This window comes from Ensifer sp. Root142 (genome assembly GCF_001426785.1).
Lineage (GTDB): Bacteria > Pseudomonadota > Alphaproteobacteria > Rhizobiales > Rhizobiaceae > Ensifer > Ensifer canadensis.
In genome coordinates, this window is record NZ_LMFK01000034.1 from 716,732 (window position 1) to 741,962 (window position 25,231).

The 25,231-nt window shown below is 57.9% G+C and carries 15 protein-coding genes and 7 pseudogenes; 9 read left to right on the forward strand and 13 right to left on the reverse strand.

The genetic code is table 11. The features are described from left to right. Positions 1-116: 116 nt before the first annotated feature. The 5 genes and pseudogenes from ASD52_RS28070 to ASD52_RS28095 form a co-directional block, all read right to left on the reverse strand. The gene (locus tag ASD52_RS28070) at positions 117-1,481 is read right to left on the reverse strand and encodes a hypothetical protein (protein ID WP_156613049.1); all 1,365 of its coding nucleotides are present in this window, start codon (positions 1,479-1,481) and stop codon (positions 117-119) included. A gap of 97 nt (positions 1,482-1,578) precedes the next feature. Beyond that, a pseudogene (locus ASD52_RS40395) lies at positions 1,579-1,814 on the reverse strand (esterase); the annotation flags it as partial. Positions 1,815-1,867: 53 nt separating this feature from the next. Beyond that, positions 1,868-2,797, reverse strand: coding sequence for a hypothetical protein (locus ASD52_RS28080; RefSeq protein WP_156613050.1), 930 nt, complete (start codon positions 2,795-2,797; stop codon positions 1,868-1,870). After that, the gene (locus tag ASD52_RS28085) at positions 2,764-3,795 is read right to left on the reverse strand and encodes a DUF1254 domain-containing protein (protein ID WP_057226256.1); all 1,032 of its coding nucleotides are present in this window, start codon (positions 3,793-3,795) and stop codon (positions 2,764-2,766) included. Before ASD52_RS28085 ends, ASD52_RS28080 begins: the two co-directional genes overlap by 34 nt. Positions 3,796-4,373: 578 nt before the next feature. Beyond that, positions 4,374-5,192 (reverse strand): phosphatase PAP2 family protein, encoded by an 819-nt coding sequence (locus ASD52_RS28095; RefSeq protein ID WP_057226259.1) that lies wholly within the window; start codon positions 5,190-5,192, stop codon positions 4,374-4,376. A gap of 204 nt (positions 5,193-5,396) precedes the next feature. On the opposite strand from ASD52_RS28095, the gene ASD52_RS28100 reads away from it, so the two are divergent. From ASD52_RS28100 to ASD52_RS40400, 3 genes and pseudogenes are all read left to right on the forward strand, one after another. Next, positions 5,397-6,086, forward strand: coding sequence for a Crp/Fnr family transcriptional regulator (locus ASD52_RS28100; protein ID WP_057206664.1), 690 nt, complete (start codon positions 5,397-5,399; stop codon positions 6,084-6,086). A 2,375-nt stretch (positions 6,087-8,461) separates the two neighbouring features. After that, positions 8,462-8,800, forward strand: a complete 339-nt coding sequence (locus ASD52_RS37905; protein ID WP_244497527.1) for a hypothetical protein — start codon at positions 8,462-8,464, stop codon at positions 8,798-8,800. 354 nt (positions 8,801-9,154) lie between these two features. Further along, positions 9,155-9,407 (forward strand): annotated as a pseudogene (locus tag ASD52_RS40400) (hypothetical protein); the annotation flags it as partial. Between the two features lie 14 nt (positions 9,408-9,421). Here the strand turns inward: ASD52_RS40400 and ASD52_RS28120 are convergent. Together ASD52_RS28120 and ASD52_RS38890 are read right to left on the reverse strand one after the other, a co-directional pair. Then, positions 9,422-9,730 (reverse strand): type II toxin-antitoxin system RelB/DinJ family antitoxin, encoded by a 309-nt coding sequence (locus tag ASD52_RS28120; RefSeq protein ID WP_057205573.1) that lies wholly within the window; start codon positions 9,728-9,730, stop codon positions 9,422-9,424. A gap of 2,832 nt (positions 9,731-12,562) precedes the next feature. Then, positions 12,563-12,670: pseudogene (locus ASD52_RS38890) on the reverse strand (IS30 family transposase); the annotation flags it as partial. Positions 12,671-12,815: 145 nt separating this feature from the next. Here ASD52_RS38890 and ASD52_RS28140 point away from each other — a divergent pair. The 6 genes and pseudogenes from ASD52_RS28140 to ASD52_RS38900 all read left to right on the forward strand — a co-directional run. After that, a complete protein-coding gene (locus ASD52_RS28140; RefSeq protein ID WP_057205203.1) occupies positions 12,816-13,334 on the forward strand; it encodes a histidine phosphatase family protein in 519 nt (172 codons plus the stop codon). A 106-nt stretch (positions 13,335-13,440) separates the two neighbouring features. Further along, positions 13,441-15,345, forward strand: a complete 1,905-nt coding sequence (locus ASD52_RS28145) for an adenylate/guanylate cyclase domain-containing protein (RefSeq protein WP_057205206.1) — start codon at positions 13,441-13,443, stop codon at positions 15,343-15,345. Between the two features lie 240 nt (positions 15,346-15,585). After that, positions 15,586-16,108, forward strand: a pseudogene (locus ASD52_RS28150) (NUDIX hydrolase). A 408-nt stretch (positions 16,109-16,516) separates the two neighbouring features. Next, on the forward strand, positions 16,517-17,881 hold the full coding sequence (locus ASD52_RS28155; protein WP_156613052.1) for a PIN domain-containing protein: 1,365 nt from the start codon (positions 16,517-16,519) through the stop codon (positions 17,879-17,881). A 108-nt stretch (positions 17,882-17,989) separates the two neighbouring features. After that, a pseudogene (locus tag ASD52_RS40405) lies at positions 17,990-18,117 on the forward strand (integrase); the annotation flags it as partial. Positions 18,118-18,298: 181 nt separating this feature from the next. Beyond that, a pseudogene (locus ASD52_RS38900) lies at positions 18,299-18,424 on the forward strand (integrase); the annotation flags it as partial. A gap of 103 nt (positions 18,425-18,527) precedes the next feature. On the opposite strand, the gene ASD52_RS28165 reads toward ASD52_RS38900, so the two are convergent. From ASD52_RS28165 to ASD52_RS28185, 6 genes and pseudogenes are all read right to left on the reverse strand, one after another. Then, complete coding sequence (locus ASD52_RS28165; RefSeq protein ID WP_057226272.1) at positions 18,528-19,199, reverse strand: DUF938 domain-containing protein; 672 nt, start codon at positions 19,197-19,199, stop codon at positions 18,528-18,530. A gap of 407 nt (positions 19,200-19,606) precedes the next feature. Further along, positions 19,607-20,026 carry a type II toxin-antitoxin system VapC family toxin gene (locus ASD52_RS28170; RefSeq protein WP_057226274.1) on the reverse strand — a complete coding sequence of 140 codons (420 nt, stop codon included), beginning with the start codon at positions 20,024-20,026 and terminating at the stop codon, positions 19,607-19,609. A gap of 134 nt (positions 20,027-20,160) precedes the next feature. Beyond that, a partial coding sequence (locus ASD52_RS40410; RefSeq protein WP_244497535.1) for a plasmid stabilization protein occupies positions 20,161-20,334 on the reverse strand: 174 nt, incomplete at its 5' end. Between the two features lies 1 nt (position 20,335). Next, positions 20,336-20,514 (reverse strand): annotated as a pseudogene (locus tag ASD52_RS40415) (plasmid stabilization protein); the annotation flags it as partial. Positions 20,515-21,367: 853 nt separating this feature from the next. Continuing rightward, positions 21,368-21,985: a hypothetical protein gene (locus ASD52_RS28180; protein WP_156613053.1), complete on the reverse strand. Its 618-nt coding sequence runs from the start codon at positions 21,983-21,985 to the stop codon at positions 21,368-21,370. Between the two features lie 526 nt (positions 21,986-22,511). Continuing rightward, positions 22,512-25,208: a serine protease gene (locus tag ASD52_RS28185; protein WP_057226281.1), complete on the reverse strand. Its 2,697-nt coding sequence runs from the start codon at positions 25,206-25,208 to the stop codon at positions 22,512-22,514. Positions 25,209-25,231 lie beyond the last annotated feature (23 nt).

Here is a 25,231-nt window from a genome sequence, read left to right on the forward strand (position 1 = left end):
GTGAGAAGACACTGGGTCGAAGAGATCGTCACAAACTGCATCAAGTTAACGAGGTGAGTGCGCAGGGCAACCTTCGCAAGCGTTCATGCCCATAAACGTTCGATCCTCACCAAAACCTAGAGCAACAGCATTTTTTTCAGGATCGAAAGAACATCCTTCAGGGGCAACCGGGTCGCTCCCTCGATGGCGAATGGCAGGAGTGCCGCCGCACCGACCGGTAAAACCGCCTTACGGCTAAGAAGCACTGTCGAAAGCTTTTTCGCCGACTCGTGGTGCTTGGAGGGATCGGCGATGTCTTCCTTTCTCTCCGATCTCTCATCGCAGTGGGCAGCCACATTACGGCCAAGAACCTTGCGTTCGGCAAGCCGCTGATAATGGGTAGCTTGCATGGAGAGCGCGAGAATCGTGGCGGCCTTCAGGTCGGCAAGGGGTTTCCAGAAAGCAGAAAGTGAGTAGGCAAACAATGCAAGCACCAGCACCAGCCATACGGCCATGGTAGCGGTAAGGCTGGCCGCATTGAGGGTTTCCATATCGAAATGCCTGCCGAGGGTTACCGCCACAGGTGCGCTGACACCGAAAATATACATCATATAGGCATTGGGATATTCGGAGATGAAGGCGAGCCCGCCCTGTCCGTCGGGATGTGTTGCGACCAGCTTCAGTTCCAGCCTCGCCAGCTTCCTAAGCAATTGCGACCAGACGAAGTGACGCCACAGCCCACGCAGCATCAGGAACCAGAAAAGAGGCACGCTTACCGCCACGCACCACCAGCCCGCCAAGCTAATGGCACTACCGTTCGGCGCAAGCTCGACGGCCCAGGACGTCAACGGAGCATGATGGAGAAGTGCGCAGTAGAACAGTCCGCCAACGACCGCCAACGCCACGCATATGATCTCGGCCAATCCGGAATCGCGCTGTTTGAGCGCCACAAGGACCGCCTCCGCGGCGCTCTGCATCGAGACGGGCGCAATGATCGGTGCTCTAAGGAAATGCTGGAGCTTGGTGCGTAGACCGTCTTCGACCTGTCGCTCGGCAAGAACGAACGTCCCGATAGCGACGAAAAAAGTGGCCCAAACGCCGAGATCTCGGAGATAAGCTCCTGCATCGCTAACTGACAGGCTACCGGGCAAAGCCAAAAAGAACGGAATTGCCCAAGCAATCGCGATGAAAAACACCGCACGGCGACCCGCGTTGAGCGCGTGTGCGTGCAGCAGCTTCAACCGACGTTGAAGCTCGTAGAAAGGTCCGCCATGCGACGCGAGGAAATCCCAGGGCGTCTGGTCGGCTTCGGAACCTGTAGCTTGAGAGGATTGCGGATCGTCCGCATAAATATCGCCACGGTTAGTAGCATCTGCGCGCGCGGGCGCTGCTTGTTCCACGTCTTTTGACGTTTTGTTTTTCGACGCATGAGGCATAGGCTGTCGTACTCCCGATTTCCTTGCCGAGAGCCCGCTCGACATCAAATGATGGTATGAAGCCATCAGTTCTGCCGCAGGCCAGACTCAGCCCTTTTGCTTGGTCAAGGTCGTGTCATTGAATCTGCGGCCCGCCACAGCACCGAGACCGTTCCACTGACGACCGCGAACCAGCGAAATCCGTGGCGGGGTTGGCTGGCAGGCGTTTCGGCCTTGCACAGTTCCGGCGTCGCGTTCCGACGGGATCGAGACCGCGACTTCCGCGAAGGAGAGTTCCTGATTGCGCTCGCCTTTGAACAAGGTTGCCGGATCCCCGGACGGCTGATGCGTCGTCGGCAAAAGTATGTCGACCTGCGTTGTCTTTGGCGTTGATGCCGCCAGAGCGACGGGTTCCATCATCCCGACCGGATGACCGACATGCGTTCTCGCACGCAGACGTCGTTGCGTTGCGACTAGAAATGGAAAACCAACCCCAGCATCGGGCCTTTCTGCACAACGTCATAGTCAAAGCCGCCGGAGCTGTAATCGACACCCATCGCGCGATATCCAGCCACTGCCGAAATGCTATCCTTGATTTGGTAGCCGATGGCACCTGCGACATCCCAATCAAGATCGGCTTGCCCGGCGCCGACATTCCCCCAACCCGTGAGGTAGAATTGATCCGTGAGGAAATACGTTCCACGGAAACCTGCGACGGCGTCGAGCCAGGTAGCGCTGTCTTCGCGGCTTATGCCATCTAGGACGCCGCCGCTGAAAGTTACCTTGGTGCTCGCGTACCAGAGGCGCGCCCCGGCAATCACGTCCAGATGGTCCCGGCCATTCGTCAGCAGGCTGTAGCCGCCTCCAACCAGACCCGAAAACGTCTCGGACGTCACACCGATCTTGTTCGTCAAAACCCTGGCGGGGCTGTGGCCACTTACAGAGAGCTTTGTGTAGATTACGTCGCTGAAAACGCTGAAACGGTCATATCTACCCTCTGCCACGCCCATAAATGCGAAATCCAGATCCTTGAATATATCGCCGAAGTCGGACTTCAAGCTCGCCGGCGGATGGCCAAACTGCCCGACGGTGCCGTCGATGCCAGCAGCCCAGAAATACGGGCTGGCATTGAACTGCCAGCCAGACGAGGTCTCGCTGCCGGCTTCGGGTTGGAATGGCAGGAACTGCTTATCCGCAGCTTTCGCCGAAAGCGAAAGCGTCAAAACCGATGCGAATGCAATTGAGCATACTGAAAAAAACTTCATTTTCCCCTCGATAACGGCTTCCGTTTCAGAAAAAGCCGCGCAGCGAATGGCACTCCGGATACGCGTGCGGGCGAAAACCGATCCGCCCGCCCGCATGAGCCGTCTTACGGCAAGGGCTGTGGCTGCGGGAAACTCCATTCGCCGCTCAATATCGCGGCACGCGGCTGATAGAGCCTCACCGTATAATTCCAGCCAGGCACGGTCGGCAGGCAGTTGACGATGTTGCCATCGCAGCCGCCGAACTGGATGGTGATCGAGCCATCGTCGCTCTTCTTTGCCGTTAGGTTGTTCAGCGAATAGGCGTTGTATGGGTTCTTCTCGAAGTAGCCCTCGGCGTTGTAGACGCTGACCGACCAGAAACTATCGACCGGAACGTCTCCAACCTTGAGCGTATAGACGGTAGCTCCATCGTTCTTGGGCGCGTCCCCGCTGAGGTAGGTCGCATCTTTGGCGGGATTTCCGCCCCAGCCGGTCGCGGTGCCGATCAGGTGCCGGATCGGATCGACGGCTTCCTTTGTGCCGAAGGCGTTGTTGTAGTCGGGGATCGTCGAACCGAGCACGAGCAGGGCTTCGCGCATCTTCGTCTGGCTTGCTTGATCCCAGTTCGGCACCTCGAAATTTCCGGCGCCTGCCAGGCTGACCTTGATCGCGTCCTGAAGCTCATGAACCTGGTCTACGTCCTTCGGATCGGCAGGATCGACCAGCGTGCGAATCGCGACAAACACGTAACGCGTGCCGACATTCTCCTTCGTCAGCGTATAGCTGCCGGCGCCGTAGAAGACCGACGGCACATAGTGGTCCTCGCTGACTACCTGCATCGACATGAAGCGCTTGCCCGCATCGGGTAGCGTGACCGTGACCGGGCCGGCGTCGAGATCGAACACCGCCTCCGAATAGAGCGTGTCCCGATTCATGCGGATGACGTTCTGGTTGTCGATGGAGACCGGTTCGCGGCTATGGACGAACTGGCCGAAGCCGCCGTCCTTCACCGTCTTGCCTATGTACAAGTCGGACTCGGCCCGGACGAAATTCTCGACGCCGACGGGGGTTGCGGTGGTGGAGGGGGTCTGTGCGTTCGCACTCCCAAGCGTCGCCACAGACGCGGCGACAACGCAGATTACAGGCAAATACGGCATAAAATCTCCTCGATAATGCAATAGGTTACTTAAATCCCTAGCTTTGGGATTTTCTGTCGGTTGGCTTTCCAGATCCCCGCCGCGCACTTTGCTGCATCCTCCGAAAATTCGGACGTCCGCCGGCGAGGGAATGTTCACCGGCGAAATAGGAGACGCGCGTACGTCCTGGTGATTGTGGCACTTCGCTTGCCGTCCGCATCGAAGTATCTGTCTTCTCGGCATAGCCGCTCTTTGACGTCGCGGAAGATGCCATTGGCAAAAGTGAACTCCGCTTGGTCGAAATCACCTTGTGAAAACCGTTTGATTGCAGCCTTCTTACCAAGGTGCTTTTGCGTCAACCGGCGCGAAACACCCGTATTGTCGGCGCACATGTAGCGGTCACAGAGCACGCCTTTCTCCGGTGAGCGTAGCCCGCCCGCAGAAGAGGGTTTCCAAACGCTGCAGCCAGGAGGAGGCAGGAGGCGCTTTCTCGCTCGCATAGGGGACCACCGTGTCGCGGTTGTTTGCTGAGGGCAGAGCCGGACGCTAGATCAACCGGCTCGTGGAATACTTGAAAATTGTGCAGAAGCCCGAGAACGTTATCGTGCCGACAGAGCAGCTTCTTCCGCTACGCAGCTTGATGCCTCGGCCGCCCCCGCAGTCTTCAATTCTTCGCGTGCCGCCGCGACATCCGAGAGGAACTCTGCATTGTTATGCAGTTTTGCGACCGTCGCCGCACCCATAATGCGTCCTGCATCGACGTCGCTCTGCCAATGTGCATCACAAATTACGCGGCTCTGGCCGAATTCTATGCCGCGTTTCATCAGGACGTCGGCGCGTTCCGGGCTGATTTCGCTCAACACCAGCGCCCAGGCCCAGCCAGCCGCCGTATGGCCTGAAGGATACGAGCCGTCGGTTCGCAGCAGCGGCTCCTGATCGGGATAGCAGGTGCCTTCGTTATGGACCACGAAAGGACGAGTGCGATTGTGGGTGTTCTTCACGCCATACGTCGATAGGCCTGCATCAGTCAGGACCTTCTGCATCAAGCGATATAGGTGAGGGGTCTTGTCTTTATTAATATCGACGCCCATTGCGCAGGAGAAGTTTTTCGCCGGCTGCGGGAATTGCAGATCAGCGTCTGCGCGCGCCAGATCCCAGCGCGGCGTACCGCGCAGCGGTATGGTTGCGGCTCTCAACTCTTCGTCACGCGCAAGCGTCGCAGTACCGTCGGCCGGCGGCGGGCCAAGCAGCACAAGGCTATCAGGCAGATCCTTTTGCTTGAGATAGCCCGAAGCCAACTGGAAATGTGGATCTGTAATCTCTGGCTTTGCGGCGGTTTCTGCCGCGGCTGGTTCTATGCCTTGGCCGGCAAGTGCGATGACCGAGCACAAGGCCAATTGATAGATCTTCGATAGCATGCAAGAGCTCCTGGATATGCGATCTCGAGACGACCACACACGCGTGGCCGAACAATTCGATGGGGATGTGGGCAGGCATCAGCCGTAAACACGTAGAGAAGCCGGCTTACCCCTGATCGTCGCGGCCTCTTTCTTCTCGCCATAAAGTTGATACAGAGCTTTTGAACGGCACATTGTGTCGAACCGCACAATCTGGAGAAGAAAATGGCGCGTATGTCACGGGCGCATGCGGAACGCATCATGTGCGAGGCTGGGTGGCTGGCTCAAATGCCTGAAGCCTTCAGGGTACGCTTGCTGCAAAATGCGCTACTTCTGAAATTTGACGCAGGTCAGGTCATATTCCGTCCGGGCGACCCGGCCGGGGGCATTTATGGTCTTGTTTCAGGGACTGTGACCGTGGACACCGCGCCTCTCGACTCAACGCCGCGCCTGATCCACATCGCCGTACCCGGCGGATGGACCGGCGAAGACAGCTTCATGACCGGCAAGCCAAGACGGATCGAGCTGTTCGCGCGGAGCGAAACCTGGGTGATGCACGTCCCGCTGGAGACGATGGAACAGATGGCCGCATCTGATCCAAACAACATTCGGGCTTTCGGCGTCATTTCGATCTTGGCGGCGGATAAACTACTTAGAATCGTACATGATCTGCAGAAGAAGAGTGTCAGTTCAAGAATTGCGTCAGTTCTGCATCGCATGTCCTGGTCGACAGATGCTCCTATTTCCGTTTCCCAGGAAAATCTCGGTATCTTGACGAACACATCCCGCAAGCAAGTCAACAGCGCCATCCAACGTTTCGTCGAGGCCGGTTGGATTGAAACCGGTTATCGCTCCATAATCGTTACCAACCCGTCGGCTTTGCGGCGGCATGCTGAACAGGATGTGGCAGACTGATATGTCTCAGCGACCAGAGAGCCCTGTTGTGAAGAACGTCACGACTACATCAATGCGTGCGAGTCCGCCTGGATGCTTCGCAGAGATCGTGCGATGCGCGAGCTGCTGACATGATCCGGGCGACGCTGCTCAATGGGACCAATCCGCCGCGCTAAATCACGAGAGCGGCACTTTGGGTTCGAGTGGTGGCGCTCCCCGCGCATATCTGGCCGAAAAAGCTAGTCGGCTTCGAGCAACCAGCAAGAATGAGCGTACCAGGCGCCGGCAGCGCAGCTGACAGAGCCCGTTCGCGCGCGGTTTGACCGGTTAAAAAGCCTCGTCTCGGAGGATCAGCATCGCGACGGCAAACGGCCGGGATCCGGGAAGCCTAGGCCCGGCAAGCCGCTCCAATTGAAAAGCGCCCTGCCCTCACTTGCCCGACCTGACCACCGAAACCTCCGTATCGATGATACCCGTCTCTGGCGGCCGCTGGATCATCATTGAGACGATGCAGGGCGCATGCTTACGACGGCCCCGGCGATGCGCTTTCTCTCGTCAGGCGGAAACGCTACGATCGGTTCCGCAAATCGATGTGGCGAGCGGACGACAACTTCCGTCGAGAAACCGTCGCCTGTCCGACTTTCGATCTCCGACTGCCAGACCGGACGGCGGGCCGCCTAAATCCTTCACGCTTGCAGATCGTGAACCGTTTGGCTGAGAGAGGAGCCCAGGACCTGGTGGCCCCGTGCGGATCATCTAATGTCGCCGGTATACTCTGAACGGGCTCTCATTCCATTTCGGACGGTCCGCAAGCCCTCTCAGACGTCGACGGACCACCTTCCCGCCGCGCCAGTTCATTCTCGATAGCTTCACGGACGAAGGCCGCAATGCCGTAATTTCCAACCAAGGCCTTAATCCGCTCTTTCGTTGCCGGCGAGAGGCGGATTTTTGTTTCTTTGACGTTTAGCGGCGGTCGTCCCATAAAATTCCTGTTCCGCCTGTTTTGTCGAAACAAACACCAGCCGCCATAAAACGGGCCCGTTTATTGACGAATTAAACGGGGACGTTTATCGTTGTATTGCAATACGGCTGGATTGCGTGTTCGCGCACGCTATCCAGCCTAACCACAACCTAGCTAGCTGGAGCTCGGATCATGGCTGATTCTGAGAATAGCAGAACTTTGCCTGCAATCACCCGTAGAGAAGAAAATTTTGAGAACGGCGCGATCGAAAAGCTGCCGTNGAGCTCGGATCATGGCTGATTCTGAGAATAGCAGAACTTTGCCTGCAATCACCCGTAGAGAAGAAAATTTTGAGAACGGCGCGATCGAAAAGCTGCCGCACGTGATCGACCGCCGAAACCTTCTGCCCGTCGCGGCGCGCTTTCTGAGCGCCCGTATTGCCGATCCGAACGGCCCGCGCAGAGTAAGCGGTCCAACGCCTGTCCGCGAAATGTGGCCACGATGGTATGCCCGTCATAAGCAACTGTTGGGGGCGACGCGCTTCAGACAAAAGCTAGAAACAGAAATGCTGGAGCAGGCCGGCGGTTTTCCGGTTGCCGAACTGCAGATTGTTGGAAGCGACCAGCCGGTGGTGGTGCACTCTTTCGCCGAGCTCAATCGTGCTGGAGCAGGCCGGCGGTTTTCCGGTTGCCGAACTGCAGATTGTTGGAAGCGACCAGCCGGTGGTGGTGCACTCTTTCGCCGAGCTCAATCGCCTGGCTTACCAGGTGGATACCGACCAACTGTCTCGGGCAAGGACTGAACTTCGTCAGCGCCGGAAACAATGGAAAAAGGCCGACAAGCACCTGGGCTACAGCGACGCTGTTACCCTGGAACARGAGCTCGCGCGACATCTCGGAATATTGGGCCGTGTCATGTGGATCACGAGGCCGTCCTGCCTGATCGAAATCACCGCGAAGTTCCATTGCCTGATCGTGACACACGATCCGGGCTTRAAGCTCGAAGAGGCACCCTGGCCAGAGCTGCGGACCATGCTGAGGGATCTTATGCGCATGGAAGAACGGGCCGGCGAGACACGGGCTTGTCGCTCGAGCCTGGAGGCAAGYTGAATGGACCTGGCCTATCCTGATCAATCAGCAAAGGTTCGAGACATTCTGGCCTTGGCGACGCAGTACCGAGACGCGGCCGTCACGCTTGGTGAGGNGAGCTCGCGCGACATCTCGGAATATTGGGCCGTGTCATGTGGATCACGAGGCCGTCCTGCCTGATCGAAATCACCGCGAAGTTCCATTGCCTGATCGTGACACACGATCCGGGCTTGAAGCTCGAAGAGGCACCCTGGCCAGAGCTGCGGACCATGCTGAGGGATCTTATGCGCATGGAAGAACGGGCCGGCGAGACACGGGCTTGTCGCTCGAGCCTGGAGGCAAGTTGAATGGACCTGGCCTATCCTGATCAATCAGCAAAGGTTCGAGACATTCTGGCCTTGGCGACGCAGTACCGAGACGCGGCCGTCACGCTTGGTGAGGGCGTGTCCAAGTCCGGCCACCCGCCGCGACGCCTTCTCGCTCTCCATTCCATTGAGCTCCATCTGAATGCTCTCCTGCTTGCCAAGGGCCTCGATCGCGACACCGTAAATGGCTTGCAGCTCGATCTTGGCGAGCGGACACGAAGAGCAGTGTCTCTCATCAAACAGAGAGTATCTCGTCATCCGGTATCGACCAGACCTGACGGCCTCGATCTCACAGATGAGCCGGCTTATGGCGACCCTTGATGAACTCTCGCGCAAGGTCAGAAAGATGTTACGGGCTTCGTCGTGAGGGTGCAGTCGCAAGCCTGGCTGAGGTCCATGCGGTGCCTTGGCCACATCCAGAATGCCTTTCTGGCTGGGCCACTTGGATGCCCTTCGTTGAACCGGTGCGGTAGAAGGCTTCGAGCTAAAGGAGCAACAGCAAAGTGACGGCTCACCGCCTCTTCATCGGGCTTTTGAAGTTTTCCGCAGCCGCGGCTGCGGTTCGGTCGGCATAACTCGTTTGGGGAATGGCGCGCGCAGCGATGGAAGTTTAAAGACTGGCGCACGGTGGCAGCCGTTGGGATATTCGATGCGTCGGCACGAGGCGACGCTCGAATATCCCTCGCCCATCATTCCGGCTCGTCAAGCCAAGAGCGCAGCCGCGCACCCTTTGCGGTGTCACGGCGACGTCGCCCACACCATTTTGTCGAACGCAAGGTGCCGATCAATGAAATAGCGCGCCCACTCGGTCGGCATCGATTGACGATCGATTGCGAGATCAGCGCAATACACTCCTCGATCGCGAGCTGCCGGGATATAGCGGTTACTTCTCGACGGTTGCCGACGACATCAGCAAGAGCGTCGGCGGTGCCCAGACAAGCCTCATCGATCGCCAGCCCCTGCCTTGTGCAGAGCTGTCGCCCGGCGCTCGCGGAAGCGAGCCTCAACATCAGCATCCTCGACATCGGGTCGCGTGTCCTCGAGAGCCTGCAACACCTTGGCGCGGAACCAGGCATCGTGGGCGTCACTGCTACCAACCATTTCCAGCGGTAGTGAGCCTTCGTTCGCCGTCCGAGTTAGAAGGATTCCAACAGCATCCGAGACGGTCAACCCCATGTTCTGTAGGACGGCCGTGGCGCGGTCCTTAATATCAGCATCAATCCGCGTCTGGACGAGTGCATTTGCAGCCATCACATATCTCCTTCCCAAAGCATCAATGTAGTGCAACTGCATGACATATCCGGTAGCGTCGCGAAGAGTGAAACGCGCGGCCTCGGCGATCTCGTCAACGAAGCACGAACCGAGAACATTCGATCTTTACTATTTGGCGAGAATGCGCGTGTGCTCGCAGCAGTGGTGGATGATGTGGGACAATAGCCCGCAAATTCCCGTCCGAGGTAGGTCGACGCTTCTCTGCAGGCAGAGCCTGTATTTCTCCTAATGCTGCCAAGATTCGATGATGAAGAGGTCGGCGAGACTGTTCAAACAACCGATCTCGTGGTGCGCTCGATGAGACTTCGTCCCGGTGACGATGTCCGGTGCCAGGCTCAGGGTTACCTCCGCGCTCTCGCGGGCGGCGTCTGTCGGAGACCAAGAAGCGGATCTGGTTGTACAGGGCGCGAGCTGCCTTGCGGCGCGCAAACTACGCGAGAAACTACCTGCGCTTCTGGTCGAGATCGTCGGACCCGGGAAAAACGCTTTGGTCTTTGATCCCGGAGAAGCTGTGCCCGCGTTGAAGGGCCATTTAACCGACGAAATCATAGAGAACCTCGGAACGTGCACCGCGCTTCATGGGGCCTTGCTCGCAAACCGCAGTGGTGCGGTTCTTCTCTGTGGGTCGCCGGGCTCTGGCAAAACGACCTTGGCATTCGCGATGATGCAACGGGGATTTCAAAGTCATGCGGACGGAGCGATAACGGGTGAAAAGCGTAGCAGCGTACGCGGTAGAGCCCTGCGCGAAAGGCACTTCTTTTCAGCATCTATATCGTCTGATATATTGTGAGAAAGAAACAAACGCATTACTTTCTCAACCATGTTTATCTTCGATTTTTGTAAAGCCCGGCCCGGTCTAGATAATAAAACCGTTGGGAACGATACTTTTCGAATGCTTCAATTATTTTGGACGCCTCATTTCTATGAGGGGGAGAGAAATGAAGAGAACTGAAAGATACGATAAAAGTACGGCGGACTCGGATGGTCGCCGAGAGTTTCTTAAAAGCTGCGGCCGTTTAGCGGCGGTAACTCCGCCGACGGTCATTCTTCTCCTTTCAACGAGTCTCACTTCGAACGCTATTGCAAAATCTGGAGGAGGCGGCGGACATGATAGTGGAAGTGGCGGGCACGATCGGGGTGGCGGCGGACATTGATGCCTCGTCCGCTCTCAGTAAGTACACGATCAACGCAGGAAATGATGTCAATCCGGGTGCTTGCCGCCTTTTCCTTGAATGGCGTGGCTCGGCTTGTTTGGACAGGCCCTAGCATGTCCGGCTGGCTTTAGCCTGTGTTTCTGTGTGCAAATTTGGCTCTGACCTTCGGTGGTCGGCGTCGGCGAATGACGCCAGGCGGCGCAATCATCGCTGCGGCACGATCATGTGTCGAAGCGTTGGGTGCTAGGAGAGAATTGAAAACCTTAAAAAGCGCAACAATGCCGGACGCCTTTAGCGGGGTCTGCGGTTGCCCTGCCCATCCTCTTGGCAAAGGCAGATATGATCCGTGTTTCGCTGTTCAATTGGAATAATCCGCCGCGCAAAATCAGGAGAGTGGCATTTTCGGTTCGGAGTGGCAGCGCTGTTTGGCATTGAAAATGTCCAGGTCGCCGCGCATCTCATGCCAACGAAGCCAATCGGCTTCGCGGCATCAGCAAAGAATGAGCGTACCGAGCGCCGGCAGCAGCGCGGTCAGAGCCAGTTCGCGCGCGGTTTGACCCGTTAAAGCCTCGTCTCGGAGGATCAACATCGCGAAGGCCAACGGCGACTCGGGAAGCCTAGGCCCGGCAAGTAGCCCCGTTTGATTGGGGGATCGCAGACAACGAGGTTTTCAGAACCTCGCCATTTACATGCCCTCACCGCTCCCCTGAGGAAGCAGTCGATTGAGCCCATTGAGTCGGCGTTATTGGAGCACGCCACTTACACTTCGTGGTCTCTCATCTTCAACTGCAGGGACACCACTTTTCTGAACCGTGATCGAGGCCGGGTACGGCAAGACCACCTTGGCCGCACGAAGACGACGACGAACATGTGATCTTGATCCGCCGGCCAGTGACGGCGTTGAAACGGGGGATCGATGAAGCCGGCCTCAACGACGGGGCGGTGCATTGAAGCGGCCTCCGCAGTGGAGGCGCAATGCCAACGTCTCAGTCTACAACGTTTCCAGCTGCGGCGGAATACCGGCCCCTAACAGCCAAGCATCATCGAAGTTACCCGCTCGGCTATGATACGTGCACAACTACTCAATTTAGTTGCGATGAAATCTAACTTCGGCTGCGCTACACTCTCCCGTGAAGTATGATGGAGGACGTTTTGCCATTCAGGCCAATTTGGGCGTGCTGTCTGGGTCTGCTAACCGGAGCGATCCTTGGCTATCTGACTGGATTTGGCGCGGGTATGGGAATGCCGAAATTAGGGCCAGAGTTAGTCGGACTAATCGGCGCAATCGCCGGAGGTATTGCAAGCGTGGTTGCCATCGGATGCCTTGAGGAGAAGTGATCAAATGTCCCTCAGAACTGCGCGTGTTCAGATCGGACTAGGCTGGGCCCTAATGATTATCGGTGCGCTCCTGAGCGTAAACTTAATGACAGACATGGGTTTGGTTATCTGGGGCATTGGATTGGTCCTACAGATCGTCGCCTCGATTATGTATCTCGCTTCGAAGACCGGCGGGGGCCGTCTCGGGGGCGCATGAATCAATCGCGCCCTCGGTTTTGGCATTTGCAACCGCGCGTTAGCCATCGTGCAAGCAAACAATACATCTTCACTAAGCGGGCCTCGGCCTAAATCATAATCGTCGCATTTCGAGATCAGTGCATTGCGATACGGCTGCAAGATCCGTATCGCCTGGCATGAACCGGCGAATGCGCTTGTTCACGTTTTCCACCGCACCTTTCTGCCAAGGCGCACTGGAGTCGCAAAACCAAACCTCATCCAGCTTGCAAGCCATCTCAACGACCAGTCGCCTTCGTCCGACCTGACCTAGAGATACCGATTCGGCTGTCTGCAACCTCTGTTGCATGGTAGTATCGTCTCGTTTCCCCTGAAAGAACGGACCAGGGAGCACGGCCATGGAAGCTAAGGCCCTCCGACTGCTAATCGGTTTGGCTACCTGCAGCCTTGTTTTTCCCCATTCAGTCGGCGCGCAGGAGGCGATCTACATCGTTCGGCACACTGATCCGCCGTCAACACTGAACCTCGATGAGATTCGCGACGAAACCCCACTGTCGGAGTCCGGACAAAAACGGGCCAAGACGCTAGCTGAGCGATTGAAAGATGCAGGCATCACCGTCGTCTATGCCACGCAAGCCAGGCGCACGGTCGAGACAGCCGAGCCTCTGGCGAAGGCCCTTGGACTCGAAATCCGTGTTCATTCCTATGAGGACAGTGGCGGCTTGGTCCGACTACTTCGCTCAGAGCACGGCAAGGACAAAGTGCTTGTTGTGGGGCATTGGAGCACCATTCCAGAGATTCTCGCGGCGCTGGGAGATTCCGAGGAAATCAAGATTGAACGAAGTGCGTTCGACAATCTGTTCGTGGTTATCCCGAAAGGGGAGCAAGCGCCGGTCGTGCTGCATCTTCACTACTGAAAACTGAAGCTAGAAACATCAAACCCTCAAGCGAGCGATTTCACGGGAGGTGGCGTCCCGGACTACACCCCGCCGTTCTTCTTGCCCGCAGTTCGCTGATCTTCGGATGTCTATTGTCGGTCCGAAATTGTTGGCCTGGAAACTCCTGCCGAAGACTCGATCGGCGGCTGGCGACAATGCTTGGTCCAACAGCGGCGACAAGGCATCATCGAAGCGTCTACGCCGCATCCCCATACACGTTGCATTGGCGGCAACGTTCGGCATCATCATCGCAGTCACCGCGGCAGCGCTGGTCCTCGCCCTGGAAAGCGGCCGCCAGAACACAGTCGCGCTCGTCCGCGACCGCAGTGAGCGAATTATGGACACGATTGTGGAACGGACCCGATTGCACCTCGATCCAGCCCGCGACCAGTCCGAATTCTTGGCCAGACTTTACCTCGACGGCGAAATCGACCCGCAGGACGAAGATGCCTCTATGAGCCAACTTCGGGCGGCACTCGCCGGCCTCCCGCAGATCGCTGCGCTCGCCGTCATCCGCACCGATCTGACGCAGCTACGCGTCGAGCGCAATGGCGACGAAGTCGTCTTGCGAAAGATCGACATGCGTACCGTGCCCGGCCTGGACGATGCGTTTGAGATGGCGCGGCGCGCAGGCCGCCCGGTCTGGGGAGAGCTTCTCTGGAGCGAACGGCTGAAGCAGCCTCTCGTCAATGTTCGCACCCCGTTGTGGCATGAACGTTCTTTTCTCGGGATCTTGTTGACCACGGTCACGGTCGCAGAGCTTTCACGCTTTCTCGCCGAATCGCCCGCGGGGTCAGATGCCGGCGCATTTATTCTTCTCGGCCGCAATCATGTCCTCGCCCATGCAGCACTTGCGCACAACCCTCAGCTATTCAAGCGCGACAAGCCCCTTCCGGAAGTGACCGAGATCGGGGACCGGGTGCTGGCGTCGATTTGGAACGCGGAGACAGAGGAGAGCGCGGCTCCTTTCGTAGGTTCGTCGAAAAGCCATATGGTCACGGTCGATGACACCTCTTATGTCTTTATCTACCGCGACATCCCCGGATACAGCGATCAGCCTTGGCTGATCGGCCGCTATTTACCGGTCGACGAAGTTGGCGGCGAAGTGCGCCGACTTGAGCAAGCGGCCTGGCTGGGGCTCGCGGCTGTGCTTGCTGCCGTCACTTGCGCCTGGATTGTCGGCTACGCGATCGGAAAACCGATATTGCGCGTGGCACGCGCAACGTCCGCAATTCGCACGCTCGATCTCACGGCTGCCCGCCCCCTCGCCGGCAGCCATCTTCGTGAACTGGACGAGGCGATCCGAGCCTACAATGCGCTCATAGCGACCTTGCACTGGTTCGAGACCTACGTACCTCGACGCCTGGTCAAGCAACTCATGGCACAGGGCGAACAGGCGACAGCCCTTGTAGAGCGGGAAGTCACTGTGCTGTTTACCGACATCGTCGACTTCACAAGCCTCGCCGAGCGGCTAGCGGCGTCCGATGCGGCGGCGTTCCTCAATGACCATTTCCGGCTCCTCGCCGCATGCGTGGAGGCGGAAGGAGGCACCATAGACAAATACATCGGCGACTCGTTGATGGCGTTTTGGGGAGCGCCTGAATTGCAACTGGATCATTCCGCCCGAGCCTGTCGCGCCGCGAACGCTATCGCAGTGGCGATTGTCGCCGACAATCGGAATCGACGAGAACTTGGCCTTCCGCCTGTGAGAATCCGGATAGGCATACATGCTGGCCCCGCGATGGTGGGAAACATCGGGGCTCCGGGGCGCATAAACTTTACGCTGGTCGGGGATGTCGTGAACACTGCGCAACGTCTCGAGGAGGTCGCCAAAGAGTGTATGACCGACGATGACCAAGCGGTCATTTTGGTCAGCGACATCGTGCTGCGATCTGCCGGTTCCGGATGCTTGGCGCGATCTGTCGGCCAGCATGTGTTGCGCGGCCGCCATGAAGTGACGAACGTTTTCAGGCTAGGACTCGGTGAGTGATCCCTGTGCGTCTCAAAAACGAACCAAAGCATGTGTAATCGGTGGCGATCTGCATCATTGACCATGATGGGAAGGTTCGACTTGAGCGATCCGTCCCATCTCACCTGCCGGACTCAGTTCACTGCCTGCACGAGTTTGGCGAACCAATTCACCAGGTAGGGCTGGAAGCTGACACGCTGACCCAACATCTGACCTACGGGGCAGGGTTCGACGTGGTGTGCATGGAGGCTCGCCAAGTCAATGCCGCTCTTTCAGCCATTGCGCGACAAGACCGACAAACTCGCGGCGAAACCGGACAAGCTGTTTACGGGGGCCTTCCGACAACAATATGGGGCATTGTGCTTCCGCTTCTGTGACGAAGGCCCGGATGTCCAGGTGCTAGTGATTAAGTCTCGCGACAGCCGGCGATGTGTGATCCCCAAGGGATGGCCGATTAAGAAGAAAAAGCCCCATGAGGTCGCAGCAATCGAAGTCTGGGAAGAAGCCGGAGAAAAGGGGTAAGCGCTAGAAGAACCAGTAGGCAGATACACCTATCTGAAATAGCTAGACAATGGTGATGTCGCCCCCGCCATTGTGGATATCTATCAAATACCAGTGTTTGCTCAGACTGATGACTTCAAGGAAAAAGGTCAGCGTGACGCCCGACGAGGCAGCTCGACGAGTGCGCGAAATCGAGCTCAAGTCTTTGCTAGTCGAATTTAAACCAAGTTCGCCTCGCCCGCCGCCTGTGCGTTCGGCCGCGCCCCGAAAAACTGATGGCTAAATTGCCGGCAGTTTCAGTCGATACATTATGCGATCTTCTTGGCCCAAAAAGTGAACATTACAGCAACAAGCCGTGCAGGGCTCGTGGGAGCACGATTCTCTCCGCCCCTAACGCGAGGTCCACGCATAAGTCTGCGAACGGCAGCATTGCGCCCGTCGTTCAGCGTGCAGTAAAGATTCCCGTAAGCTGCCGTTTGCAATAATAGGCTAGATATCCACCTTGGGGTGAAACTCGAAGGCTGCCGTGGTCGCGGAGCAAATACCCGTAGCGGCAGAAGCAGCCATGGATCACTAGAAGCTTCTCCTAGGGATTGCAGATGACGGGAAGAACAAAGGGGTATACATCGTCTAAATTGTGTTGATGCAGCCGCTACGCGGGCGCGCGCTGCACATCGGCCTGGAGGATGTATTGGACGAGAAAGAATTGTCGCTCGAAAAGCAGAAACCAGAAGCCCTGCCTGCAAAAGCAAGCTCAAAAGGCAGTGAACCAGGGAGGAAGAATCCCGATCCTAAGCCTCCAGCAGGAGTTGATCACTTTCTGCTGGAGAGAGTCTATAGTGAAGCTCACCTAGTCTTCCAGCCGACGGCGGACCTCAACCCGAAGGCAGACACAGTCGTAGTGGCTCTCGACACCAACGCGCTGCTGCTTCCTTACCTTATAGGCAAAGGTGACCTGTCGGCCCTAGCCGACGTTTATGCCAAATTTGCCCGCGAAGAGAGGCTATTTTTGCCGGAGCGAGTTGCACGGGAATTCATTAAGAACCGTGACCGAAAACTGGCCGACATGGCGCAAGCCATCGACGACCGTGTTTCGAAGATGAGCAACTCGGATGCTAAAGTAACGCCGTTGCTCCTTGAGGGTTTTCTCGAACGCGAGGCGCTTGCGACAGCAGGCGAAGAACTCGATGCGGCGACAAAGAAGTACCTCGCGAACTTGCGTAAGCTATCGTCCCATATAAAGAATTGGCGCGGGAATGACCCGGTCACCAATTTATATGCGGGTCTGTTCACTAAGGAACGAATGATCGCCCCCAGCGAGCCACCAAATAAGATTATTGACGAACTCGAATACGGGCTGAGGAACAAGGTGCCACCTGGCTACAAGGATAGCAGCAAGGATGACCAGGGCATTGGGGACGTGATTATATGGATGTCGCTACTGCACTTAGGGAGAACGACGAAGAAGGATCTGATCTTCGTTACAGGAGAGCAGAAGGCTGACTGGTTCGTGCGCTCTGGAAATCATTCGGTTTACCCTAGGCCCGAATTAGTGGAAGCGTACCGAGGTGCATCGGGCGGACGGTCCTTGCGGCTGTCAAGCCTGCATGATCTGTTACGGGAGATGTCCGCGCCGGGTGCTCTGGTCTCCGAAGTTGAGGTTGCCGAGGTTAGCGCAAACAACGCAATTCAGGTTGCTTCTGCCGCGAGCACAGGCGGATCGACCAGCTTGATATATTCAGCTCCACGTGACTTTGAGATCCGCCACAATGGCGATCGAACAGACGGCTTCATCAGAAACGACGAAGTTGTTTCAAACTTAGACGCTGCGGACCTCCCACTCCATTTGCATGCGTTAAACGCAGAGTTACGTCATTTACGACACGAGATAACCCGCCTCACCGGTGATGATTTGAATACTAGCTTGTCGTTGCCATGGAACAGGGCGGTATACGGTCTCAGGAGACACGAAAGCGACCTGGCCCGAACGATTTCGCTAATCGAGCAGCGACTCCGTGATTTACAAAGACCAGAGACGCAAGAACGCTACTTATAGCAGGTCGGCGAAGTGGGATCGTCGTAGCGTCCGGTTTGGCTCGAAGCCGGCATGGCGTCAGAGAGTGCGAATGGCCGTGATAGGGTCGGACGCGGTCAATAATCGCGCGCTCGGGTCGATCACGCCGATCATCTCAGCACTCGCCAATATGCCCGGCTCGTCGACGAGTGGGTGACCGCATCGGTCTAAGGCGCGAGGACTACCGAACATACTCGCTTCGACGTAAGCGACAAGCAGACCCCATCTGGCAGGCTTAACGCGTAGCGAGGTATGGCAGACATCCGATTTCTCTGACTGTGAGGATCTATGTCTACGCCTATAGCTAGCCCTAGAACGATCCACATGATCGAGGCAGTGCCCGATCGCCTTGAGGGTTCTCCTCGACATTTGCGACGTTTCTGGTCGGACGCGTTTAAGGCGCTTCGACGTACGAAAGCCGCGATGATCTACAAGGCGACGGGCAATCTTCGCGCAATCCAGATCCTACTCGGACACACCAAGATCGAGGATGCGCTGGAATTGGCGGAGCATACAGAGATCTGAAAATGTGCGGCCTCGCGGCGAGCGGGACCGTGGCTCTTGGCAGAAGCAGCTATGGGCCCTAATGCTGCTATAGGCCCACGTCTCTTTCGCGCCCGATTGTCGTTCAGGCACTACCGCTGGAGAAGACCAGCAACATATTGTTGGTAGGCATATCGATCGTCTCGCGGAGATTAAGTCCAGCGGCCTCACCCACTTGTTCAAGATCAGCGATATCACGCACACCCCAGGATGGGTTGCGCTCCTTTAGAGCCGCGTCGAAAGCAGCGTTCGAGGGGGCGTTGTGTGCCCCGTCGCGCATGAATGGGCCGTAGAGAAGAAGAAGCCCACCAGCGTGAAGCAAACGGCCAGCTCCTGCGAACAGTCCTAAGCTTGCCGCCCATGGCGCGATATGGATCATATTGATCGACACGATGGCGTCAAAATGCCCCGTTTGTTCGACGCCCCATTGTCCTGAGCACACATCAATATCCCGCGGTGCCAGCACATTCTTCAGCCCTGCGAATTTGATCCAGCTAGACGTGCTGGTGCGGGCGTCGGCATCCGGATCGCTCGGCTGCCAGGTGAGGTTGGGCATTGCTCCCGCAAAACACACGGCGTGCTCGCCGGTCCCGCATCCAATCTCCAGCACGGCGCCACGTGTTGGAAGGACACGTTTTAGGACCGCGAGGATCGGCGCCGAATTTCGCGCAACGGAAGGCGAGAACATGCGCTGGTCGGCGCTTATGTCGCGCTGTTCCAGCGCAACGGGCGAACGGTCCTTCTTCTCTGGGGGCATTGGCCTGGAATCCCCTTTGGGCGATGTCTCGCACCTTATAGCTGAAATGATGGGACTGAAACCAAGGATTTCGGACTTACGAAGGGGGTCGTCGGCGCGTGCGTTCGGCCAAGGGCGACCGAACGTCCCACTTCGCGTCAGATCACGCGCCCGCCATGCTCAAGGTCTGCTTTCGAAAATCGGAGCCCGGAAGCCGACCGACGGCTTTTGGCCCCAATTGAGACGCTCGGGTCGCACTGGCCAAGTATCCGCTCCTGATGTTTCCGGGGCGTTCAGATCAAGGGCATTAACGCGAACTCTCCACCCGATTGACACGATGGGAAGCCGGCTGACATGCCGCCCAGTCCGGATGTCTCCTAGCCCTCGCCTTGAACCCATTTGAACCCGAGACCCGCCCCATGGGGAGTCTATAGGTGGTTCCAAGGATTGACGACGGGGACTCCTGCCGCCTCAAAGGGACTCGTATCGCGTGTCGCGATTGTAAATCCCTTGGAGGCTGCAATAGCCGCAATATATCCATCAGGTGTCGGGAATCCCTTCCCCCCTGCTCGCGCGGTTGCCGCAAGGTCCGCATAGTGCCGAGCGGCCGCAGTGTCGAATGACAACACGCGATCGTCGAACAGTTCGAGCAGGCCATCAAGCGTGTCGGCCAACGCCTTTTTGCGCCGGCCCTCCGGTAGCGCAGCGATGCCAAACAGTAGCTCCGCCAGCGTTACACTGGACAGATACAAGGTTTCGGCTACCTGGTCATTCAACCAATTGCGTAGAGCCAAATCCGGGGCCGGCCTCATCGCCTCCGAGACGACATTCGTGTCCAGGACGATCATTCAAACCTCATTGGCTCCGCCGGCGCTTTCTCTCGCATCTGGTCGAACACTTCGAAATCATCATTGGTCAATCCAAGCCGCCGCGTCGACGTCGAGCTCACGGACGACNGAGACGACATTCGTGTCCAGGACGATCATTCAAACCTCATTGGCTCCGCCGGCGCTTTCTCTCGCATCTGGTCGAACACTTCGAAATCATCATTGGTCAATCCAAGCCGCCCGCTCAACTCGGCCAAGGCATCGCCGATGCGAACACGCTGTTCGGGCTTTACCGCACGTTCCAGAATCTCGCGGACTTCCGCCTCTGTNCCAAGCCGCCCGCTCAACTCGGCCAAGGCATCGCCGATGCGAACACGCTGTTCGGGCTTTACCGCACGTTCCAGAATCTCGCGGACTTCCGCCTCTGTGCTACGGCCGTGAATCGCCGCTCGGACGCGTAAAGCCCGGTGCACTTCATCAGGTACATTTCGTACTGTCAGGATAGCCATAGTCAGACCCTCGCAGTCGCCTTCATTGACTGCAATATAGTTCCGTTGCAGTCATTCTGCAAGTTTCGGAGTTTGAGATTCTTGAGCGTTGGCTTTCAGCCCGGCTTCTATGGCTCGGTCACGGTCAAGGCCACGCCCAGTACCCATCGATACATTATGCGATCTTCTGTAACGGGCGTTGCGTCAATCCCTTGTGAGCGTAATCCCTCGCCGAGTGCTTGCTTCTGTCCGCAGTCGGAGCTGTGCCGCTGCTCTATGGGGTCTGCTGAGGACCGGCTGGCCAATCTAGGGGCGCGCAGTCACCTTAGTGCTGCGCCCAATTCTGCGGCCTAACCCATCCGCATCCACCACGCACACACTCGAGTATTCCAGTGATACGTCGATGCCGGCATACTGCTTCATGGTCGTTTCTCCGTGATGCTATGGAGCAGGCCACTCCCGGCTCCGCGACACCATCATTGTGAGGGACGACCACCAGTCCGCGGCCGCTGGACAACCTGCACGCGGTAGGAAGGTGACAGATCGACCTAAAGGTCGCCGAAGAAAGGCAGGGAACGCGCCGATCCGGCCCCTAGCGTGCACCGAAGCAGGTGGAAAAGATCGGCGGAGAGCAGAAGTTCGCGCGGAGAGAGCTAAGGTCCCCGTGGCGAGATGAACCGTTGTGATTTGAACACTTGATACGAACGATCAGCTCCTACCGTCCGCGACAGCCGCCGCACACAAAGTCGACAACTGTTGTGGAGCGAACCCTAGCGTAATCTACAATCCGGATTGTTATGAACTAGACCCGCGATTTCAGGCGGCATGGTGTAGGAATAGTCTCGCCCTTCGACATGGAAGGTGACGACCTTAACTATTGACCAGACTGGCCGGAAAGCGTCTTTCTCACATCAGCAGCAACTCTCTGAGCCGTAGGATTATTCACGGGCCGTCCATTGAAAGGCGTTACTCGTGCCACAGAGGGCGCGACCCCGTAGCCCACTATCCTTGAAATGTTCGGCAGGCTGCGCTGGATACCGTTGGTCTGAAGCTCGATCAACTCATCAATCAAATCAGGATCAAGGCCTGCCGCAATCAACAGGCCCCTTGAGCCAGGAGCGCGAATGTTCTCAAAGGTTCTGGCCACAGTTGAGGTGTTCATTGAGACGCCTACCTCGGCCTGCTGGCTCTCACGGTATAGCATGCATACGTGATCAGCGAAGATCGAGCGTGCCGGATCTTCGCCCGAGGAAAGGTACGTGATATACTTGTTGGTAAAAGCAATGAAGCGCGTCGCATCGGAGAGACGGGTACCGAGCGTCTCAATTTCGTTTTTGCCCGCTATAATCGAGGCATCAAGTTCCCCTATCCTGCCGGACAATTCTGCGATTTTCTCGTCCTTTGGCTTGACGGCAGCAGAGATTGCTCTCTCCCGCTGCCAGCCCTCAATCCACTTTCCCCCCGCAACTGCCGCAACGACGATGGCGACCAATGTGCCCCCGAGCTTCCACGCCTGGCCCGTCGTAAGCCCGCGGACTATATCGACAAGAGGCACTTGGCTAGGGTCAACTCGGGTGGTGGCAGTGGGGCTCGGCGTTGATGTTCGAGTTTTCGTCACGGCACTCGACCTTAGTATTCGAAGATTGTTATACCACGGGTCGCATGACAACGACAGGTGGCGCTCACGTCTCGTTGATTCTGGATCGCACAGCCTGCGATGATCGCCGCCCTGCTTTCGCGCTGGCGGTCCGAAAAGTCTCGTCCACCGGTCGATCGCTGCATCGTCTGCTGTCACCTTCTTCGCGATCGGCCCGTTGGACATCATCGGCAGTGAATTCATCGAAGCTGCCGGTGACGGGTGTCGGCTGAGGGGCCGATCGTCTCGAAAGGTTAGAACGGCTTTGCGCCGAAGGGGTCACCACTCCAAACCGCGTCATCGTCATTGCCTCAGAAACCGCTGCGGAGCTCATATTTGCCCCCGTAAAGAATGAGGCGTATTAGCCGACGATCCCCTTCTCCTATGCCGCCGAGCGAAATGCAGCGATGGCGGTGTCGATGTTGCGCTGGCGGTTGGCCAGTATGGTGGTCCCGTCATGGACATATCCGGTTCCCGCCAGAATCCTGTCCACCGGTTCGCCGGAGGCAAAACCCCGGAGAATCCTGTCGATAGGCGCCGATCTGCTCCGATAGTTCCTGCTGACGAAATACCCGTGGACGATCCCCGCAAGCAGACGTGCCTGCCCCTCGGGCGCGCCGGCGATCCCGGGAGCGCGAAACAGATCGCGATAGAGGCTTCTGCCGCCGGTCATTGCTACAGCTTTGTTCCGGATCTGGCCGAGGTAGAGGGCATAGCTCTCGATGTTTTTCTCGATCGACATCGGTCGGTTCCACGATGGGGCATCCGCCCCGATCCAGAAGGCGATGTTTTCCGGCAGCGGATATAGGCCGATCTCCCCGTTGGAGTGACGGAAGCCCGGGTCCACACCGCTGGTCCGCAGTCCAGCCTCGGCGAAAGTGATCACCCAGAGGTCGATCTCGGTCAGCGGTGAGAGGTCGGAATATTGCCGCCCTTGTCGCGCCGCGACTTCGGCGAGGAGCATCGTAAGGTTAGAGTGATTGGTAGAGAGAAAGCCAAGTTTGTCCAGCCCTCGCCAAGTCAGGCCTTCGAACCACAGCCTGCTAGGTTGCGCTTCGCGCCGTGCATCTGTCTGCGGCTGGGGGGCCGGGCGTAGGGTGCTGCCCGAACCCAATGTGGCATCCAGTATCTCGTCTAAGCGCTGCTCCGAAGCCCTTTCTCCTACCACGTCGAGCGACAGCCTCAGTACTACGGGCCGATTGTCGGCGAGCTTGCGGATGAACTTGTCTACGGTGCGGCTAGGGACGACCTCGAAGAAGTCCCGCTGATTGTCGACTAGAGTTACGTCTGAGGTGACAAAGACGCTTCGGATACCCGAGGTCGGCGAGCGCAAATAGTTGACCGCGCTGCCCCGCCGCTTGTCCGATACCGCCATCGGCTCGTAGTCCCGGGTTCGTAGCGCATCGGAATCCCCGTGCGCTAACGGCGGCTCGAAATCGCCACCGACGATCCAATCGCCGGCATTGCCCCGCTCGGCGATCGCCATGTCGATGGCCCTCACCAACAGCTTCGAGGCTAGGCGCCGCCGCATCTCGTCGGAACGGATCGCCCCCAAATTTATAGGAACCACATTCACCAGTGCGTCCGCGGCCTTTGCTGGCGCGACTCGGAATAGCCCCGGCGGGTGTTGGAAGACGGGCCCTCGATTCTCAAGGTCCGGCACGATGCGGGCCCAGGCCTCGGATATGGCGCGGGGCCATTCTGCCTTTACACACGACACGGTCTGCGGCCGCCAGATGACCGCCGTCGCGAGTTGCCGCGACTGCGCATCGGGCTCGCTGAACTGTGCCTCGAACTTCTCACCAAAGCGCTCGCCCAGGCCCTTCACAATCTCGGCTACCGCAACCGGCGAAACGTCGGTCAAGCACCAGAGGTCCTGGTTAAGGTCGGCCATCGCGGTCACCGCGTCCTCGACCTTGACCGGTATTCCTGATCCGCCGAGCAGCCAATGCAGGCTCCAGAACCCGATGTCGATGTCCTGCTCCGACGAACGATAGATTTCGCGTACACGGTCGGCGTCCTGCCGGGATGTGCTTCGCCGCCCGAGAGCCCCGAAAACTCCCGTCAGCGTGTCCGATCCTTCGATTTGCTCGAGGATTTCGGCGGCACTTTCGGCGTCCTTCTCGCCGCGGCGCATTCTCGATTCAAGGTCGAGCGCGATGGCAGAAATCTTGATACCCTCGTTGCCCACACTCACGGGTCGCCCGTCAGCCAGCTGCTGCGCAACTTCGGGATAGTGCGCCTTCAGCGCCTCTCCGGTCTGGCGCGCATGATGCAGAGCGACCAAGCGGCCGTTGCGGTTGAGCACGCAAGCGCCCGACGAGCCGAAATCCGTGTCAGCGGCATAGAGAATGTTGAGCGAGTTCACCGCAAGCAACTCTGTGTCATCGAGTGAAACTTCTTTCAGGCGTCCTCTTGGATGGTGAATGACGAAGGTTGGTTCATACTGGTTGATCATGAACGACCCCCGCTCCATGCGGATCGTCCCGAACTGCTCGGCCGCCTTCTCAGAAATCCACACAAACGTGTAATCGAGCCCCCCTCCAACCACCGGGCTCGTGACGAACAAACGCGTCGGCGAAAGCTCGAATCGCACCGTTGGCGGCTCGGTGGTCCCGACGTTGGCGAATAGCTTGTCGCTTGGCCATTCGTAGTCGAACTCCGCCGTCGCCGCCCCAGCCACGGCCACACTGTTCAGGACATGGTGATTGGTCAGCAGTAGGTTTGGCGCGACGAGGAACCCGGTGCCCGTCCAGCCGCTGTCGTTGCGAGTACCCTGAAAATCGATTTGGCCGCCGGGCACAACTATCCGCGCCACCGCGCGCCTGTAGCGCGACAGTAGCTCCAGAAGGCTCGCCGGAACGGTATTCCAGTCCCCGACTTCGGCTTCCAGTTCCGTATCACCCAACGCCTTCTGACGGGTGGCGGCCCACCCTTCAAGCATCTGCGTGGCGTTTGTAACGCCGGCATTGGCCGGGAGATCTGCGAAGGGCCTCAGGTCGCTCCAATCCGAAATGAATGGCACGGTGTCGGCTTCGGGTCGCTTCCGTGACCGAGCACGCTGAAGAATAGTGTCCATAGCCGAATCTCCTGGTCTGCCGG

Coding starts and splice junctions, on each gene's coding strand:
- ASD52_RS28100 (WP_057206664.1), top strand. CDS start 5,397: ATGGCGCGTATGTCACGGGCGCATGCGGAACGCATCATGTGCGAGGCT.
- ASD52_RS28120 (WP_057205573.1), bottom strand. CDS start 9,730: ATGGCTGCAAATGCACTCGTCCAGACGCGGATTGATGCTGATATTAAG.
- ASD52_RS28070 (WP_156613049.1), bottom strand. CDS start 1,481: ATGGCTTCATACCATCATTTGATGTCGAGCGGGCTCTCGGCAAGGAAA.
- ASD52_RS28085 (WP_057226256.1), bottom strand. CDS start 3,795: ATGCCGTATTTGCCTGTAATCTGCGTTGTCGCCGCGTCTGTGGCGACG.
- ASD52_RS28185 (WP_057226281.1), bottom strand. CDS start 25,208: ATGGACACTATTCTTCAGCGTGCTCGGTCACGGAAGCGACCCGAAGCC.
- ASD52_RS28095 (WP_057226259.1), bottom strand. CDS start 5,192: ATGCTATCGAAGATCTATCAATTGGCCTTGTGCTCGGTCATCGCACTT.
- ASD52_RS37905 (WP_244497527.1), top strand. CDS start 8,462: ATGGACCTGGCCTATCCTGATCAATCAGCAAAGGTTCGAGACATTCTG.
- ASD52_RS28170 (WP_057226274.1), bottom strand. CDS start 20,026: ATGATCGTCCTGGACACGAATGTCGTCTCGGAGGCGATGAGGCCGGCC.
- ASD52_RS28080 (WP_156613050.1), bottom strand. CDS start 2,797: ATGGAGTTTCCCGCAGCCACAGCCCTTGCCGTAAGACGGCTCATGCGG.
- ASD52_RS28165 (WP_057226272.1), bottom strand. CDS start 19,199: ATGCCCCCAGAGAAGAAGGACCGTTCGCCCGTTGCGCTGGAACAGCGC.
- ASD52_RS28140 (WP_057205203.1), top strand. CDS start 12,816: ATGGAAGCTAAGGCCCTCCGACTGCTAATCGGTTTGGCTACCTGCAGC.
- ASD52_RS28145 (WP_057205206.1), top strand. CDS start 13,441: ATGTCTATTGTCGGTCCGAAATTGTTGGCCTGGAAACTCCTGCCGAAG.